Origin of the sequence: Sphingomonas sp. CCH15-F11, assembly GCF_001557005.1 — a bacterium.
In the GTDB taxonomy this organism is placed as follows: Bacteria; Pseudomonadota; Alphaproteobacteria; order Sphingomonadales; family Sphingomonadaceae; genus Sphingomonas.
Genome location: NZ_LSKG01000160.1, coordinates 15,170 through 31,478, shown reverse-complemented (window position 1 = coordinate 31,478; position 16,309 = coordinate 15,170). Strand labels below are relative to the sequence as shown.

Here is a 16,309-nt window from a genome sequence, read left to right as displayed (position 1 = left end):
TAACCCGCTTCGCCACCCGGTCGCGTTGCGCCGAATCGTGGCGGTCCGCCGATGAACGGTGTCGATGCGGCTCCGGACGCGACAAAGAACGCGCCTTCCCGCTTGCGCCCCCGCCCCGGCGCGACGATGTTGGTCGGGCGATGAGCGAGTTTGCGCAACGCCCGGTCACCGCGGTGCTGGGCCCGACCAATACCGGCAAGACGCACCTCGCGATCGAGCGGCTGTGCGGCCATTCGAGCGGGATGATCGGCTTTCCGCTGCGCCTGCTCGCGCGCGAGGTCTATGAGCGCGTCGTCGCGATCAAGGGTGCCGGCCGGGTGGCGCTGATCACCGGCGAGGAAAAGATCGTCCCGCCCGATGCGCGATGGTTCCTGTGCACCGCCGAGAGCATGCCGCTGGAGCGCGAGCTGGGCTTCGTCGCGATCGACGAGGCGCAGCTGGGCGCCGACCCGGAGCGCGGGCACGTGTTCACCGACCGGCTGCTCCGCGCACGCGGGCGCGACGAGACGATGATCCTGGGATCGGACGCGCTGCGCCCGATGCTGAAGGCGCTGGTGCCCGAGGCCGAAATCATCGGCCGCCCGCGCTTTTCGACGCTCAGCTATGCCGGCGCGCGCAAATTGTCGCGGCTGCCACGGCGCAGCGCGATCGTCGCCTTCTCCGCCGAGGAAGTCTATGCGGTTGCGGAGGCGATCCGCCGGCTGCGCGGCGGCGCGGCGGTGGTGATGGGGGCGCTGTCGCCGCGCACCCGCAATGCGCAGGTCGCGATGTTTCAGGCAGGCGAGGTCGATTACCTCGTCGCCACCGACGCGATCGGCATGGGGCTCAACATGGACGTCGCCCATGTCGCCTTTGCCAGCATGACCAAGTTCGACGGGCACCGGCAGCGCCGTCTGACCGTCGCCGAAATGGCCCAGATTGCGGGGCGCGCCGGCCGGCACCAGCGCGACGGCACCTTTGGCGCATTGCACGAGGAAGGTCCGGCCGCGTTCCGGCCGGAGGAGGTGCTGGCGATCGAGGCGCATGAAATCCCCCGGCTCGAGCATCTCTATTGGCGCGACGGCGCCCCCGACCTTGCCAGCATCGATGCGCTGATCGAAAGCCTCGAAGCGCGGCCGCCAGCCGGCGTGCTGCGCGCCGCACCGCAGGCGATCGACCTGGCCGTGCTGAAACGACTGGCGGAGGAAGATTGGGTGCGCGTGCGGGTGCGGTCGCCCGCGATGGTCGCGCGACTCTGGGCGGCGTGCAGCCTGCCCGATTTCCGCAAGCTGGGGGCGGATCCGCATGCGCGTTTCGTCGGCCGGGTGTTCCGCCACCTGAGCGAGGGGCGCGGGCACGTCCCGCACGAATGGTTCGCCGAGGAAATCGCGCGGCTCGACCATCTGAACGGCGATGTCGAGACGATCGCCGGCCGCATCGCGGCGGCACGCAGCTGGGCCTATATCGCGCACCGCGCCGACTGGCTGGCCGATCCGGCGTATTGGGCCGAGCGAACCCGCGCGGTCGAAACGCGGCTGTCCGACACGCTGCACGACCGGCTGACCCAGCGGTTCGTCGACCGCCGCACCACCGTGCTGCTGCGCCAGATCGGCGCGGACGCGGGCGCGTTGCCTGTCACGGTCGATCCCGACGGTGCGGTCAGCGTCGAGGACCAGCCGATCGGACGGCTGGACGGGTTCCGCTTCGTCGTCGCACCGGACGCGCGCGCCGCCGACAAGCGCATGCTGCTATCGGCGGCCGAAAAGCGGTTGGGGCGCGAGCTTCAGCGTCGTGCCGAGGCGCTGGCCGCCGCGACCGATGACGCCTTCGCGCTCCAGGCCGTGCCCGGCGGTGCGCCTGCGATCGGCTGGCACGGCGCGCCGGTCGCGATGCTTGGTCCCGGCAAGCGGATCGGCGCGCCGCAATTGCGGCTCGACCGCGCGCTCGACACGCTGGCCGCGCCCGCCCGCTCCGCGATCACGGTGCGGCTGCGGACGTGGCTCGCAGCCATGCTCAAGCGCCATACGCCGTTGTTTGAAGCGCTCGCCGCCATCCTGGGCGATCCCGAAGCCACGCCCGCCGAGCGCAGCATCGCCGCCGCGCTCGACGACGGGGCGGGCTTTGTCGCGCGCGACATGGTGGCGGATGCCGTGGCACAACTCGATGCGGCCGGGCGGCGACGGCTGCGGCGCGCGGGCGTGACGTTCGGCGCGATCGACCTGTTGGACGCGCGCCTGCTCAAGCCCGCGGCTGCGCGCTGGCGCCTGGCGCTGCTGGCGGCACGCGAGTCCGGCCGCGATGACCCGGGCGACGCGATCGCGCCGGCGGGGGCCACCGTGCTGCCGGGCGACCATCCCGCCGCGCGTCCCGGCCATGGCTTTCGCCGCTTCGGCGACCAGGCGGTGCGGATCGACATGGTCGAGCGTCTTGCCCTCGCGCTGCACGGTGCGCGCGACGGACGCCAGCCCTTTGCTGCCGACCTGGCGCTGGCGACCTCGATCGGGTTGACTCCGCCGACGATCGCGCGACTGCTGACCACGCTCGGTTTTCGCCCGGTGCCCGTTGCGACCGGCGCGGGGGAGGCACCCCCGGCCCAACAATGGCGCTGGCAGGGTCGCCAGCGTCCGCGCGCGACGTCGGTTGCGCCGCGGCCCGGCAATGCCTTTGCCGCGCTGGCCGACCTTGCACCCGTCCCCGCGCGGGTGCCTGCGCACCGACGGAAGCGGCAACATGACTGAGCCGACGATGCGGCTGGACCGCTTTTTGTGGTTCGCGCGGCTGACCCGGTCGCGCAGCACCGCCCAGACCATTGCCGAGGCGGGGACGCTGCGCATCGACGGCCGGCGCATCGACCGCTCGCACGCACCGGTGCGCGCGGGGTGCATCATCGCCTTTCCACAGCAGGGCCGGGTGCGCGTGCTGCGCGTCGCCGCGCTGCCGACCCGCCGGGGTCCACCGGCAGAAGCGGCGGCACTTTACGAGGAGCTGTCGACGGGGTCGGCGAAGGCAATTGACGCCGCCGAGTCCCGCGCATAGCAGGAGGGCGACCCCTTCGCTGGAGCCCAATGCCCCATGACCTACGTCGTCACCGACGCCTGCATCCGCTGCAAATACATGGACTGCGTCGAGGTTTGCCCGGTAGACTGTTTCTACGAGGGCGAGAACATGCTGGTCATCAATCCCAGCGAATGCATCGATTGTGGCGTGTGCGAGCCCGAATGCCCGGCCGAGGCCATCCTGCCGGACACCGAAAGCGGGCTTGAAAAGTGGCTTGAGGTCAACACCACCTTTTCGGCGCAATGGCCCAACGTGACGAGCAACCGCGGGCAGACGCCCCCTGACGCCGACGAGTACAAGGGTCAGGAAGGCAAGTTCGAGAAGTATTTCAGCCCGGAACCCGGCGCGGGCGACTGATCAGGGCGGAACGGCGTCGCGCGATCGCGACGCTGCGCGCCGGGATGCCCGGCGTCCTGCCTCGCCGGCACGGCGCCGGTGCGCATGGTGCCGCGCAACAGACGCTGGCAATTTTATTACGACTATGTTAAAAGGCTCGCGATGCGGTCGTCATTGACCGCGTCGCCCGGAGACGATTGGAAATTGCCCCGGCCCGAATGGCTCCGCCACCCGCTGGCGTGATGTTTCGTCTGGCCGCACGGGTGTCTGTTCACGGAAAGGCTTCACACACATGGCTGTCAAGGCGCTGTCCTTCGATGTCGGCGATTATGTCGTTTACCCCAAGCACGGAGTGGGCCGTGTCATTGAGCTGCAGAAACAGGAAATCGCGGGCATGCAGCTCGAACTCTACGTGCTGCGTTTCGAGAAGGAGCGGATGACGCTCCGCGTGCCGACCAACAAGGCGGAAAGCGTCGGGATGCGCAAATTGTCGTCGGACAAGACGCTGAAGGAAGCGCTCGACACGTTGAAGGGCAAGCCGCGGGTCAAGCGGACGATGTGGTCGCGCCGCGCGCAGGAATATGAGGCGAAGATCAATTCCGGCGACCTGGTGTCGATCGCCGAAGTGGTCCGCGACCTGTTCCGCGCGGACGACCAGCCCGAGCAGAGCTATTCCGAGCGCCAGATCTTCGAAGCCGCCGCCAGCCGGCTGGCGCGCGAGCTGGCCGCGATGGAGGAGCTCGACGAGCCGGGCGCGCTCGAGAAGATTCTCGACATCCTGCGCAAGGCCGCGGCGATCCATAACAAGGACAAGGTCGCGGCCTGACCGCGGCACAAGTCGGCAAAATCCCGGGCGGGGGCGGCGGTATCGGTCGCCCCCGCCCTTTTTGCGTTGATCGCCCACGCAAATAGTGTATTAGTATTGCAATACACAGGAGGGCGATATGCACTGGTCTGGTCTCATCATCCTGCTGCCGCTGGCGGCGTGCAACGGCGATGATGGCGAGCGTCGCGCCGCCGTCGACAATCGTCCCGCCGTCGCGGCAACCGGCAGCGGCGCCGAGCGCAGCTTTGCCGCCACCGGCTTCGACCGCGTCGAGCTGGCCGGCGTCGACGATGTCGAGATCACGACCGGCGGCGAGTTCAGCGTGCGCGCGAGCGGCGATCCGAAGATCCTCGACCAGCTCAAGATCATGCTCGAGGACGGACAGCTCGTCGTCACGCGCAAGCGCGACGGCAGCTTCCGCTGGAACAGCGAAGACGGCGCGGCGCGCATCGCGATTTCGATGCCGGTGCTGCGTGCCGGCTCCATCGCCGGATCGGGCGACATGACCGTCGACCGCGTCGCCAACGACTTCGCCGGCGCGATCGCGGGGAGCGGCGACATGACGATCGGCATGATCCGCGGGGACAAGGCACGCCTGTCGATTGCCGGATCGGGCAGCATCGCCGCGTCGGGGGAGGTCCGCTCGCTGACCGTCGAGCTTGCCGGGTCGGGCGATGTCCAGGCCAGGGCGCTGAAGGCGAGCAGCGCCGACGTGTCGATCGCCGGAGCGGGCAACGTCGCCGCGGCGGTCGTCGGCGATGCGAAGGTCGCGCTGCTCGGATCGGGTGATGTCGATCTGGGCCCGGCGGCGCGCTGTTCGGTCAGCAAGATCGGGTCGGGCGAGGCGCGCTGCGGCAGCTGATCGCGGTCGCCGTCAGGCGGCGAGCGGGAAGCGCAGCAGACGGTCCTCGAGCGCGACCAGCGCCTCGGCCTGACCGCCGATTGCGCGACAGATTTCGGGATGGCGCGCATCGAGCCCACCGGTCAGTGCGCCGAACGCCGGCAGGATCAGCTTGGTCGGGGTCGCGACGAAGCAGCGCCGCGCGACGCTGCGTCCGCGCACCGTCACCCGGAACTTGGGATGGAAATGCCCCGACAGTTCGGGCTGGGCCTCCCCCGGCTCGGCTTCGTGGCGCAGCACCAGCCCGTCGACCCGCGCCTCGGCGACGATCCGCCCGCCCAGTGCATCGCCAAGCCCGGCATCATGGTTGCCGGTCACCCAATGCCAGTCGACCCGGGCGGTCAGCGCCCGTAGCCGCGCGCGCGCTTCATCGCACAGCCGCGTGCTGCCGGCCGCGTCATGAAAGCTGTCGCCCAGGCAATAAAGCACGACCGCCCCCGTCCGCGCCACTGCCGCCTCGAGCGCGGCGAGCGTTGCCAGGCTGTCATAGGGGGGCAGCATCTGGCCATGCCCGGCAAACCAGCTTGCCTTTTCAAAATGCAGATCGGCGACGAGCAGCGCGCGGCGCTGCGGCCAGAACAGCGCACCATCGGCACCCGCGACCAGGGCGTGCCCAGCGAACGAAAAGGGAACCATGGCTCCGCTATGCCCCGCCGGCGGCGTTCCGACAATCGGGAAAACGCAACGTCGCGCGCGCGTCAGATTCGCGACGGCTGCGCGTCATAGGTGATCGGCAGCGACGAGGGTCGCGCGCGATAGCGCGGCAGCAGGAACTGGATCCGGCGATTGGAGAAGTCGATGTCGACGCGCCGGAAATAGCGCAGCGCGTTCATGCCGAGCAGCAGCGTCGGCTCTTCCTTCAGCCCAAGCTTCTCGAACGGGGCGAGATCGGCAAAGGCGATCGGCAGGCCCGACATCGTCATCGTGCCGATCCGCACTTCGTCGACGGTGGCGGCCGGAATCTCCAGATGCTCGCCCGTGACGCTGGTGAACGACATCGGACCGATCGCGACGCGGGTGCGCGCGACCTGGCGATACAGCGCCAGATTGCCGACGCTGACCGCCGCCCCCGTATCGACGATCACGCGAATGCGCCGCTCGCGATAGGCCGCGTTGGTGACGATCAGCTGGCCGAACTTGTTGCGCGCGGTGACGATGATCTCGTCTGGCTTGGGCCGCGGCGCACGGGCGACCTCGGCCTTGCGGACCCGCATCTCGCCACGGTCGAAGTCGATGGTCACCGCGCGGCCGTCGAGCGCGTCGACGCCGAGCAGCCCCGATCCGCCCAGATGCTGCGCCTCCAGCGCCGGAGCCGCGATATTGCGGCTGGCGGCGAGCGGCGTCACCTCAAGCTCGGGAATGACGACCGTCGCGACGCTCGATGTGCCGCCGAGCGCGGTCAGATTGACCCGCGGCCCGGCGGGCAGACCAAGCTGTTCGGCGAGCTGGCGCGAGATGACCGTGCGTTCGGCCCCGGTGTCGACGAAGAAGGGAAACGGACCCTTGCCCGACACCGATACGGGCACGGTCATCCGGCTGTCGACATGCGCGAACTCGACCGATCCCATCGAGGTTGCCGGATCGATCGCCGGGTCGATCGGCGATGCGGGCGGGAGCGTTGGCAGCTGTTGCGGGACGTCCGAGCGTGCGAGCAGCGGCGCGGCGGCGATCAGCGCCGCGAAACCGAGCAGTGATGGACCCCGCAACATGGACGCAGCATATACCCGACCCGGCATCCCGGCAATCGACGATCGTCACGGTCAGTCGAGGCGCATGGCCTCGGTCGCCAGGGCTTCGGCCTCGACCAGCAACGCGTCGTCGACGCTGGCCTGCGCCACGCTTTCCCGCCCGATCAGCACCAGCACCGGCACGGCGAGCGGGCTGACCCGGTCGAGATCGACGTGCAGCATCGTGTCGGCGGCGCGGTCGAGCAGGTCCGCAAGGCGCCCGACGTCGGTCATTCGCGCCCGCGCATCCGACCAGGCCGCCTCGAGCAGCAGATGCCCGGGCTCATAACGGCGCAGCACGTCGTAAATCAGGTCGGTCGAGAAGGTCACCTGCTTGCCGGTCTTGCGCTTGCCCGGCAGTTGCCGCTCGACCAGCCCGCCGATCACCGCGACTTCGCGGAACGCGCGCTTGAGCAGCGCCGATCCCTGCACCCATTCGACGAACTCATGTTCCAGAATGTCCGGGGAGAACAAGGCGGCGGGATCAGTGACCGGCTCCAGCCCGTAGCACGCCAGGGCGTAATCGTTGGACACGAAGCCGATCGGCTTCAGCCCCAGCGCCTCCATCCGCCGCGTCACCAGCATGCCGAGCGACTGGTGCGCGTTCCACCCTTCAAAGCTGTAGGCGACCATGTAGTGCCGCCCCTCGCGGGGGAAGGTTTCGACCAGCAGCTGCCCGGGGGCGGGCAGGCGCGACCGGCGCTGCTGCACCTCCAGCCATTCGCGGACATCGTGGGGAAAGCGCGCCCATTCGGCGGGATCGTGCAGGAAGTGGCGCACCCGCCGCGCGAGATTGGTCGACAGCGGCATCCGCGCGCCGACATAGGTCGGGATGCGCGCCGGCCGGTGGGTCGCGCGCACCACCAGGTCGGTCGTGTCCATCCGCTCGACCTCCAGGCTGATGCCCGAGAAGAAAAAGGTGTCACCGGGTGACAGCGTGGCCGCGAAATATTCCTCGACCGTGCCCAGCTTGCGCCCGTTCCTGAACCTGACGTCGAGCGTCGGGGCGTCGACGATAATGCCGGCATTCAGGCGATGTTGCGCAACGAACTTGGGGTGGCTGACCCGCCACAGCCCGTCGGGGCCGCGTGTCAGCCGCTTGAAGCGGTCATAGGCCTTCAGCGCATAGCCGCCATCCGCGATGAAGCCGAGCACCCGGTCGAAGGTTGCCGCATCGAGCGCCGAATAGGGCAGTGCCGACTGGACCTCGCGCAGCATCGCGTCCGCCGCGAACGGTTCCGCGCACGCGCACGCCATCAGGTGCTGGGCGAGCACGTCGAGGCTGCCGGGGCGGAAGATGTCCGGGTCGAGCTCGCCCGCTTCCACCGCGTCGAGCGCGGCGCGTGCCTCGAGATATTCGAACCGGTTGCCCGGCACCAGGATCGCCTCCGACGGTTCGTCCAGCCGGTGGTTGGCGCGCCCGATACGCTGCAGGAGGCGCGACGAGCCCTTGGGCGCGCCCATCTGGATCACGCAATCGACATCGCCCCAGTCGACGCCGAGATCGAGGCTGGCGGTCGCAACCAGCGCACGCAGCTTGCCGTCGGCCATCGCCTGCTCGACCTTGCGCCGCGCCTCGCGCGCCAGGCTGCCGTGGTGGATGCCGATCGGCAGCTTGAGCTCATTCGCCTTCCACAAATCCTGGAAGATCAGCTCGGCGAGCCCGCGCGTGTTGCAGAAGACGAGCGTGGTCCGGTGCGTCTCGATCTCCGCCATCACCTGCGGCGCGGCATAGCGGCCCGAATGGCCCGACCACGGGACCCGGTCCTGCGGCAGGGCGATGTGGATCACCGGTGCGGCACCCGCTTCCCCCAGCACCTTCGTCACGCGGTCGATATCGCCATCGGGGGCGAGCCAGGCGCGGTAGCCGTCGGCATCGGCGACCGTCGCGGAGAGCGCGACCCGGCGCAGCGCGGGCGCGAGCGCCTGCAGCCGGCTCATCGCCAGCGCGAGCAGGTCGCCGCGCTTGCCGGTGGCAAAGGCATGGACCTCGTCGATCACGATCGTCCGCAACCCGGCGAAAAGCGGTGCGGCATCGGGATAGGAAATCAGCAGGCTGAGCGATTCGGGCGTGGTAAGCAGGATCTGGGGCGGCCGCGCGCGCTGCCGCGCCTTGCGATCCGACGGCGTGTCGCCGGTGCGCGTCTCCACGCGGATGTCGAGCCCCATTTCTTCGATCGGGGTCAACAGGTTGCGCTGGACATCGACCGCCAGCGCCTTCAGCGGCGAGACGTAGAGCGTGTGCAAACCTTCGGCCGGCCGCTCGATCAGCTCGCACAGCGTCGGCAGGAAGCCCGCCAGCGTCTTGCCCGCACCGGTCGCCGCGACCAGCAGCGCATGGTCGCCCGCGCGCGCGGCGGTGAGCATGTCGAGCTGATGCCGGCGCGGCGTCCAGCCCTTTGCCGCGAACCAGCCGGCGAGTGCGGGGGGAAGCGATTGATCCACGGGCGCTATATGGGGCGGACGGCGACGCGGACATAGTGGCATCGCGCGCATCGCGACCCCATATCGCGCCGATGCTTGGCGACTGGATCGTTCCGCGGCCCGAAGGCATCTACATCCCCGCCGCCGACGCGTGGGTCGATCCGTCGGTGCCCAAACCGCGCGCGCTGGTCACGCACGGCCACGCGGACCACGCCCGCGGCGGGCATGGCGCGGTGTGGGCGACAGCCGAGACGCTGGCGATCATGGGGGTCCGCTATGGGCCCCAGGCGGGGCATCCGGTCGATTACGACGCGCCCATGCGACTGGGCGAGGTCGGCATCAGCTTCGTTCCCGCCGGCCATGTGCTGGGCAGCGCGCAGATCGTGCTCGAACATCGCGGCGAGCGCGTCGTCGTCTCGGGCGACTATAAGCGGCGACCCGATCCCACCTGTGCGCCGTTCCGCGTCGTGCCGTGCGACGTCTTCATCACCGAAGCGACCTTCGGCCTGCCGGTGTTCCGCCACCCCGAAACGCGCGACGAGCTCGACAAGCTGCTGGTCGCCTTGCGCGCCGAGCCCGAACGCTGCGTGCTGGTCGGCGCCTATGCGCTCGGCAAGGCCCAGCGCGTGATCCGCGAGCTGCGCGACATGGGGTTCGACGACCCCATCTATCTTCACGGCGCGCTGCAGCGATTATGCGACCTGTACGTCGCGCATGGCGTCGACCTGGGCGAGCTGCGCGCGGCGACGGGGGTGCCGGGCCGCGAACTGCGCGGCCGTATCGTGATGTGCCCGCCCGGCGCGCTCAACGATCGCTGGTCGCGCCGCCTGCCCGATCCGGTCACGGCGATGGCGTCGGGGTGGATGCGTGTGCGCGGGCGTGCGCGCCAGCGCAATGTCGAGCTGCCGATCATCCTGTCCGACCATGCCGATTGGGACGAGCTGACCCGTACGATCGAGGAGGTGCGTCCACGCGAGCTATGGGTGACCCATGGCCGCGAGGAGGCGCTGGTCCATTGGTGCATGACGCGCCAGATTCGCGCCCGCGCGCTCGAACTGAACGGTTTCGAGGACGAGGACGACTGACGCCGCGATCACGCGGCGCTGGCGCTGTCCTCGACCTGGAAGACCCAGTCCTCCGCCTCGGCTTCGGTGGCGAAGCACTGGGCGTTGCGGCTGCCGATCACGCGCAGCAGCTGCATCCGCGCGAGCGAAGACGCGACGACGAAGCCGACCTTGCGCTGACGATATTTGGGATCGCCCATCACGCGGCGAAACGCGTCGACGACATCCTGGGTCTGGATCCGCATGTCGCTGATGTCGCAGATCATCCGCTGCTGGCTGGGCAGGCCGCCCGCGCGAGCGGTCGCGCGGTGCACGGCGTCATGATAGCCGGCCACATCGTCGAGCGAGAAGAATCCCCCCATTTTGACCTTGATCAGGCGACGCGCGGGGTCGACGTCCACTGAGAAATGTCCGTTCATTCCCGTAGATTAGCGGGTGAAAGCTTAGCAAAGCGTAACCCGGGCGCAAGATTCGGCAAAAAAATCCGATCGTTGCCCGCTGCACTCGCATCCGCGCAGCGCGGGATCAGGTCGCGCGATCGACGCTGTCGGCGGCCGATTCGAGATCGCGCCCCACACCACGAACCGTGTTGCACGCCGACAGGGCGAGGCAATTGACCGCCAGCAGCACCAGGATCATTCGTCGCACCATCGTCAAGCTCCCGTTTCTCACAAATGCGCCCCCGGTCCGGCCGGGTCAGGCGGAATGGCCCGCGCCCTGCAGCGCCTTTTGCCGACGACGCTGGACCGAACTGCCGATACCCATCGCCTCACGATATTTGGCGACGGTGCGCCGGGCAATATCGAAGCCCTTGCCGCGCAGCAGATCGACGAGCGTGTCGTCGGACAGGATCGCCTTCGCGTCCTCCGCCGCGATCAGGCTGCGGATCGCATTCTTGACCGCCTCCGCCGAGACCGCGTCGCCGCCATCGGCGGACTGGATCGCGCTGGTGAAGAAATATTTGAGCTCGAACAGCCCGCGCGCGCAGCTCAGATATTTGTTGCTGGTCACGCGGCTGACCGTCGATTCGTGCATCTCGATCGCTTCGGCCACCCGGGCAAGGGTCAGCGGGCGCAGATGCGCGACGCCGTGCAGAAAAAACGCCTCCTGCTGCTTCACGATCTCGGTCGCGACCTTGATGATCGTGCGCTGGCGCTGGTCGAGCGCCTTGACCAGCCAGTTGGCGCTGGCGAGGCAGTCGCTGAGCCATGCCCGCGACGCCTTGTCGCGCCGCGCGGTGCCCGACAGCTCGGCATAGTAAGTGCGGTTGACCAGCACGCGGGGCAGCGTCGCCGAATTGATCTCGATCGCCCAGCCATCGCCACGCCGCGCGACGAACAGGTCCGGGACGACCGCCTGGCTTGGCTCGCCGCCATAACGGCACCCGGGTTTGGGATCGTAATTGCGCAGCTCGCGGATCATGTCGGCCATGTCCTCGTCATCGACGCCGCAGATGCGCTTCAATTGCGCGAGTTGCCCGCGGGCGACGAGGTCGAGATTGTCGATCAGCCGCGCCATGCACGGATCATAGCGATCGGCCTCCTTCGCCTGCAGGGCGAGGCATTCGGCGAGGTCGCGCGCGCCCACCCCGGTGGGGTCGAAGGTCTGGATGATGGCCAGCACCGCCTCCACCCGCGCCAGCGGCACGCTCAGGCGGTTGGCGATGTCGAGCAACGGCTCGGTCAGATATCCGGTCTCGTCGATCTGGTCGATCAGGTGCGCGGCGATGAACAGGTCGGGGCCGGCGATCGCCGCGCCCGCCTGGGCCAGCAGATGATCGGCGAGGCTCAGGTCGGACTGGGCGAAACTGTCGAAATCCGGCCCGTCCTCGCTCGCGCCCCCGCTTGCGCCGCCCGCGAGGCCCAGTCCGCCGTCCAGCCCGCCGATCGCATCCGACGGGCTGTCGTGGTGGAAGGTGTCGGCCGCAAAGTCGACATCGAGCTGTGCCTCGCCCGCATCGCCGCCCGATTGCAGCAGTTCGGCCGCGTCGGCCGGCCCGTCGCGCGGCGGATCGTCGGGGTCGAACGCGCCCTCGCCCTCGCCGATGTCGCGCCCGCCATCCTCCTCGCCCGCACCCGGCGAATTGGCCTCGAGCAGGGGGTTTTTCTCGATCTCCTCGGCGATGAAGGCTTCGACTTCCAGGTTGGAAAGCGCGAGCAGGCGAATCGCCTGCTGCAACTGAGGCGTCATCACCAGCGACTGCGACTGGCGCAGGTCGAGGCGCGGCGCGAGGCTCATGTCACGTCATCGCCCGCGCGCCGGGCATCGCCGGTCGCGCGATGCAGGGCCGCGATGCCGGTCAGCGCAGCGGAAACGCGCAAGATGGGGCACGCGGTCATGCCTAAAGCGAGAAGCCCTCGCCCAGATAAAGGCGGCGGACATTGGCGTCGGCGACCAGTTCTGCCGGCGATCCGGTGAACAGCACGCGGCCGTCGTAGATGATGTAGGCGCGATCGACGATGTCGAGCGTCTCACGGACATTGTGATCGGTGATGAGCACGCCGATCCCGCGCCGCTTGAGCTGGCACACCAGGTCGCGAATGTCGGAGATCGAGATGGGATCGATGCCGGCGAAGGGCTCGTCGAGCAGGATGATCGTCGGATTGGCGGCCAGCGCGCGCGCAATTTCGGCACGCCGCCGTTCGCCGCCAGACAGTGCCATGGCGGCCGAATCACGCAGCCGCGTCAGGCCGAATTCGTCGAGCAGGGTGTCGAGGCGCGCGCGGCGGACATGCGGATCCGGTTCGGACAGCTCAAGCACCGCCAGGATGTTCTTTTCGACGCTGAGCCCACGAAAAATCGAGGTTTCCTGGGGCAGATAGCCCAGACCCAGGATCGCGCGGCGATACATGGGCAGCGCGGTGATATCCTCGCCGTCCAGCATGATGCGGCCCGAATCGGGCTTCACCAGCCCCATCACCGAATAGAAGCAGGTCGTCTTGCCCGCGCCGTTCGGGCCGAGCAGGCCGATCACCTCGCCCCGCCCGACGGTCAGCGACACGTCGGACAGCACGCTGCGCTTGTCGTACGCCTTGGCGATCGACACCACCGACAGGCCGACTCCGCCGTCGCTCGGCGGCGGGGACACGGCCGGTTCGGCGAGGGTCGCTACTTCATTCATCGGCCTGCTCCGTCACCGTTGCGGTGCCCCTTACCGGACTGGCATGATTCCTGCCTCATATTCCCTTGCCGGGAAAGGCCTGTCTGGCACTTTGGCACCGATTTCATCGCGTTCCGGCGCGAGTCGCGTCGGCGAGACGGCTATTGGCCGCGCTTCGGTACCGAAAAGCGACCCGTGACCCGACCGCCCTGGTTGGTCACCCCGCCTTCGGCAGGGCCGCCGCTGGCCACGCCCGACCCGTCGATCGTCGCGCGCCCGGTGTCGAGATTGATCGACAGCCGGCCGCCGCGCACGGTGTTGCTGCCCTGGATCAGCGTCACGTCGCCAATCATCGTGATGACCCGGCGGTTGAGGTCATAGACCGCATAGCGCGAGCGCGCATTCTGATCCGGGCGGGCCACCGTCACGCCCCCGGCCGCGTCGAGACGCGACACCTGTGGGCTGCCGTCGATCACCGCGCCGGTATAGGCGACGGTTACGCGATCGGCGTTGAGCGTCATGTTCGCCTGGCGGATCGCGACGCCGCCCGACAGGATGGCGCGGTTCGCCCGGTCCTGCAGCTCGATATAGGCCGCGTCGAAATCGATCGGCGCCGCCGAATTGTGCCGCACCTGGGCCATGGCGGGACCCGAGGCGACGCCGCCGAACGGCAATGTCGGCGCGAGCAGGACGGCGGCGAGGCGCAGGGTTGGTTTCATCACGGCCTATTTGATCGCTTCGGCACGATACGCAAGTGGGCGTTGCCGCTGAGCTTGACGGTCCGCGATTCGAGATCGGCCTCCATCCGGTCGCCGCTGAACCGGCCCATCGGCGTCGTCCCGGTCACCGCGCCGGTGCCGCGCAGCCGGCGGTTGCGAAGGTCGACCGTCGCGTCGCGGGTGTCGAGCGTGTAGCCGCTGGCGGCACGGAACGCGATCGGCCCGTCGATCGCGACCTGCTCGGCATCGAGATCGTAGCGGCCGCGATTGGCGCGCAGCCGCGCCGGACCGTCCTCCATCTGAAGCTGGGCGGCGAGCATCTGGAGCTGGACGATCCGTTCGGCCGAGCTCTTCTGCACAGCCGAGCCCGCGGTGAGCTGAAACGGACGCCCGCGGGTGTCGGTGCCGCGATATTGCGCGCGCTCGATCCGCAGGCGTTCGACCGCGACGTCGACCTTGCGCTTGTCGAGCACGAAGCTCATCTCCCCCACATCGAACAGCGGCGCCATGACGAGGAACGCTGCGAGCACCCCGATCGCCATGGGGAGCGCCACGCGCAACAGGCCGATGATCCGGTCATGTGACCCGCCGGGTGCCGCCCACGCCTGCCGGCGCGAGACATCCTGGCGCGCCCATTCAGACATGCGCGAACAGGTCGGTTTCCGGCCAGCCGGCCAGATCGAGCGCGGCGCGGTGCGGCAGGAATTCAAAGCACGCACGCGCCAGCGCGGTCCGCCCCTCGCGGTCCAGCCGCCGGTCCAGCTCGGCACGCAGCGCGTGGAGATGGCGCACGTCGGAGGCGGCATATTCGCGCTGCGCATCGGACAGGTCCGGGCCGCCCCAGTCGGACGATTGCTGCGCCTTCGACAGCTCGACCCCCAGCAGCTCGCGCACCAGGTCCTTCAGGCCGTGCCGGTCGGTATAGGTGCGCACCAGCCGCGACGCGATCTTGGTGCAATAGACCGGCGCGGCGACCACGCCCAGATAGTGCTGGATCGCGGCCAGGTCGAAGCGCGCGAAGTGATACAGCTTCACGCGCGCCCGGTCGGCGAGCACCGCGCGCAGATTGGGCGCGGCATAATCGCTGCCGGGGTTGAAGCGTACGAGGTGCGCGTCGGCCGATCCGTCGGACAGCTGGACCACGCACAATCGGTCACGCGGGGTGATCAGGCCCATCGTCTCGGTATCGACGGCAATGTCGGCACCGGGCGCAAAGACGTCGAGGGGAAGGTCTTCTTCGTGAAAATGGACGGTCATGGCGTCCGCATAGGCGCGTCCGCCCGCGCGCTCAATCGAAACTGCGCGTGCCGGCCCGGTTCAGTTGGCGGGGTCGAGGCGCGCCTTCGCCCTGCGTGCCCGCGACCGTCGCGCGACGATGTTGAGCGTCTCGACCCCCGCCGAGAAGGCCATGGCGGCATAGATGTACCCTTTGGGCACGTGCACGCCGAAGCCGTCGGCGATCAGCACCGCGCCGATCATCAGCAGGAAGCCGAGCGCCAGCATCACCACGGTCGGGTTGTGGTGGATGAAGCGCGCCAACGGGTCCGCCGCGACGAGCATGATCCCGACGGTGATGATCACCGCCGCCATCATGATCGGCACGATGTCGGTCAGGCCCACCGCGGTCAGGATCGAATCGATCGAGAAGACCATGTCGAGCGCGATGATCTGGATGATCGCGGGGCCGAAACCGATCGTGCCCTTGCCCTTCTTGTCGAGCGTCTCACCCGATTCGTCGGCGTCCATCGTATGATGGATTTCCTTGGTCGCCTTCCACACCAGGAACAGACCGCCGGCGATGAGAATCAGGTCGCGCCACGAAAACTGCGTCTCGAACGTCGGCTCGCCATGTTCGCCGGGCGCGCCGGTGATCCCGAGATCGAAGACCGGCGCCTTGAGCGAAATGATCACCGCGATCATCGACAGCAGGACGAGGCGCATCACCAGCGCGAGGCCGATGCCGATTCGCCGCGCGGCCTGTTGCCGTTCGGGGGGCAGCTTGTTGGTCAGGATCGAGATGAAGATCAGATTGTCGATGCCGAGCACGACCTCGAGCACGACAAGCGTCAGCAGCGCGGCCCACGCGGCAGGGTCGCCGATCAGACTGATGATATCGGACATTTCGCCCAAATGCCGGTCCGCCCGCGATTCGGCAAGAGGCGGCCGCGCGCCGCGG

17 protein-coding genes are annotated in these 16,309 nt (G+C 68.8%); 6 read left to right on the top strand and 11 right to left on the bottom strand.

What is annotated here, in order from left to right; translation table 11 throughout:
* Positions 1-140: 140 nt before the first annotated feature.
* The 5 genes from AX709_RS16115 to AX709_RS16095 all read left to right on the top strand — a co-directional run bounded on the left by AX709_RS16115 (position 141) and on the right by AX709_RS16095 (position 5,060).
* Positions 141-2,717 (top strand): helicase-related protein, encoded by a 2,577-nt coding sequence (locus AX709_RS16115; RefSeq protein WP_066550869.1) that lies wholly within the window; start codon positions 141-143, stop codon positions 2,715-2,717.
* A complete protein-coding gene (locus AX709_RS16110) occupies positions 2,710-3,015 on the top strand; it encodes an RNA-binding S4 domain-containing protein (RefSeq protein ID WP_066550866.1) in 306 nt (101 codons plus the stop codon). Before AX709_RS16115 ends, AX709_RS16110 begins: the two co-directional genes overlap by 8 nt.
* A gap of 36 nt (positions 3,016-3,051) precedes the next feature.
* Complete coding sequence (gene fdxA, locus AX709_RS16105; protein WP_066483589.1) at positions 3,052-3,393, top strand: ferredoxin FdxA; 342 nt, start codon at positions 3,052-3,054, stop codon at positions 3,391-3,393.
* Between the two features lie 271 nt (positions 3,394-3,664).
* Positions 3,665-4,198 (top strand): CarD family transcriptional regulator, encoded by a 534-nt coding sequence (locus AX709_RS16100; RefSeq protein ID WP_066483588.1) that lies wholly within the window; start codon positions 3,665-3,667, stop codon positions 4,196-4,198.
* A gap of 118 nt (positions 4,199-4,316) precedes the next feature.
* A complete protein-coding gene (locus AX709_RS16095; RefSeq protein WP_066550863.1) occupies positions 4,317-5,060 on the top strand; it encodes a head GIN domain-containing protein in 744 nt (247 codons plus the stop codon).
* A gap of 12 nt (positions 5,061-5,072) precedes the next feature.
* Here AX709_RS16095 and pdeM read toward each other — a convergent pair whose 3' ends face one another.
* From pdeM to AX709_RS16080, 3 genes are all read right to left on the bottom strand, one after another.
* Positions 5,073-5,735, bottom strand: a complete 663-nt coding sequence (pdeM, locus tag AX709_RS16090; protein WP_066550860.1) for a ligase-associated DNA damage response endonuclease PdeM — start codon at positions 5,733-5,735, stop codon at positions 5,073-5,075.
* A gap of 62 nt (positions 5,736-5,797) precedes the next feature.
* The gene (locus AX709_RS16085; RefSeq protein ID WP_066483581.1) at positions 5,798-6,808 is read right to left on the bottom strand and encodes an aspartyl protease family protein; all 1,011 of its coding nucleotides are present in this window, start codon (positions 6,806-6,808) and stop codon (positions 5,798-5,800) included.
* A gap of 51 nt (positions 6,809-6,859) precedes the next feature.
* Positions 6,860-9,313, bottom strand: coding sequence for a ligase-associated DNA damage response DEXH box helicase (locus tag AX709_RS16080; protein ID WP_082731825.1), 2,454 nt, complete (start codon positions 9,311-9,313; stop codon positions 6,860-6,862).
* 29 nt (positions 9,314-9,342) lie between these two features.
* Here AX709_RS16080 and AX709_RS16075 point away from each other — a divergent pair, with 29 nt between their 5' ends.
* The gene (locus tag AX709_RS16075) at positions 9,343-10,335 is read left to right on the top strand and encodes a ligase-associated DNA damage response exonuclease (RefSeq protein ID WP_066550858.1); all 993 of its coding nucleotides are present in this window, start codon (positions 9,343-9,345) and stop codon (positions 10,333-10,335) included.
* A gap of 8 nt (positions 10,336-10,343) precedes the next feature.
* Here the strand turns inward: AX709_RS16075 and AX709_RS16070 are convergent, their stop codons facing one another.
* The 8 genes from AX709_RS16070 to AX709_RS16035 all read right to left on the bottom strand — a co-directional run bounded on the left by AX709_RS16070 (position 10,344) and on the right by AX709_RS16035 (position 16,254).
* Positions 10,344-10,715: a hypothetical protein gene (locus AX709_RS16070; RefSeq protein ID WP_156454301.1), complete on the bottom strand. Its 372-nt coding sequence runs from the start codon at positions 10,713-10,715 to the stop codon at positions 10,344-10,346.
* A 124-nt stretch (positions 10,716-10,839) separates the two neighbouring features.
* Positions 10,840-10,965, bottom strand: a complete 126-nt coding sequence (locus tag AX709_RS16065) for an entericidin A/B family lipoprotein (protein WP_082731153.1) — start codon at positions 10,963-10,965, stop codon at positions 10,840-10,842.
* Between the two features lie 45 nt (positions 10,966-11,010).
* The gene (gene rpoN / locus AX709_RS16060) at positions 11,011-12,552 is read right to left on the bottom strand and encodes an RNA polymerase factor sigma-54 (protein WP_066550852.1); all 1,542 of its coding nucleotides are present in this window, start codon (positions 12,550-12,552) and stop codon (positions 11,011-11,013) included.
* 103 nt (positions 12,553-12,655) lie between these two features.
* Positions 12,656-13,435: an LPS export ABC transporter ATP-binding protein gene (lptB, locus tag AX709_RS16055; protein ID WP_066483570.1), complete on the bottom strand. Its 780-nt coding sequence runs from the start codon at positions 13,433-13,435 to the stop codon at positions 12,656-12,658.
* A 140-nt stretch (positions 13,436-13,575) separates the two neighbouring features.
* Positions 13,576-14,133 carry an LptA/OstA family protein gene (locus tag AX709_RS16050; protein WP_066483568.1) on the bottom strand — a complete coding sequence of 186 codons (558 nt, stop codon included), beginning with the start codon at positions 14,131-14,133 and terminating at the stop codon, positions 13,576-13,578.
* Entirely contained in the window at positions 14,133-14,777 is a 645-nt protein-coding gene (lptC, locus tag AX709_RS16045) for an LPS export ABC transporter periplasmic protein LptC (RefSeq protein ID WP_066550845.1), read from the bottom strand. The genes AX709_RS16050 and lptC overlap by 1 nt, the downstream gene beginning before the upstream one ends.
* On the bottom strand, positions 14,770-15,390 hold the full coding sequence (locus AX709_RS16040) for a ribonuclease D (protein WP_066483564.1): 621 nt from the start codon (positions 15,388-15,390) through the stop codon (positions 14,770-14,772). The genes lptC and AX709_RS16040 overlap by 8 nt, the downstream gene beginning before the upstream one ends.
* 60 nt (positions 15,391-15,450) lie before the next feature.
* Complete coding sequence (locus tag AX709_RS16035; protein WP_066483720.1) at positions 15,451-16,254, bottom strand: TerC family protein; 804 nt, start codon at positions 16,252-16,254, stop codon at positions 15,451-15,453.
* Between the last annotated feature and the right edge of the window lie 55 nt (positions 16,255-16,309).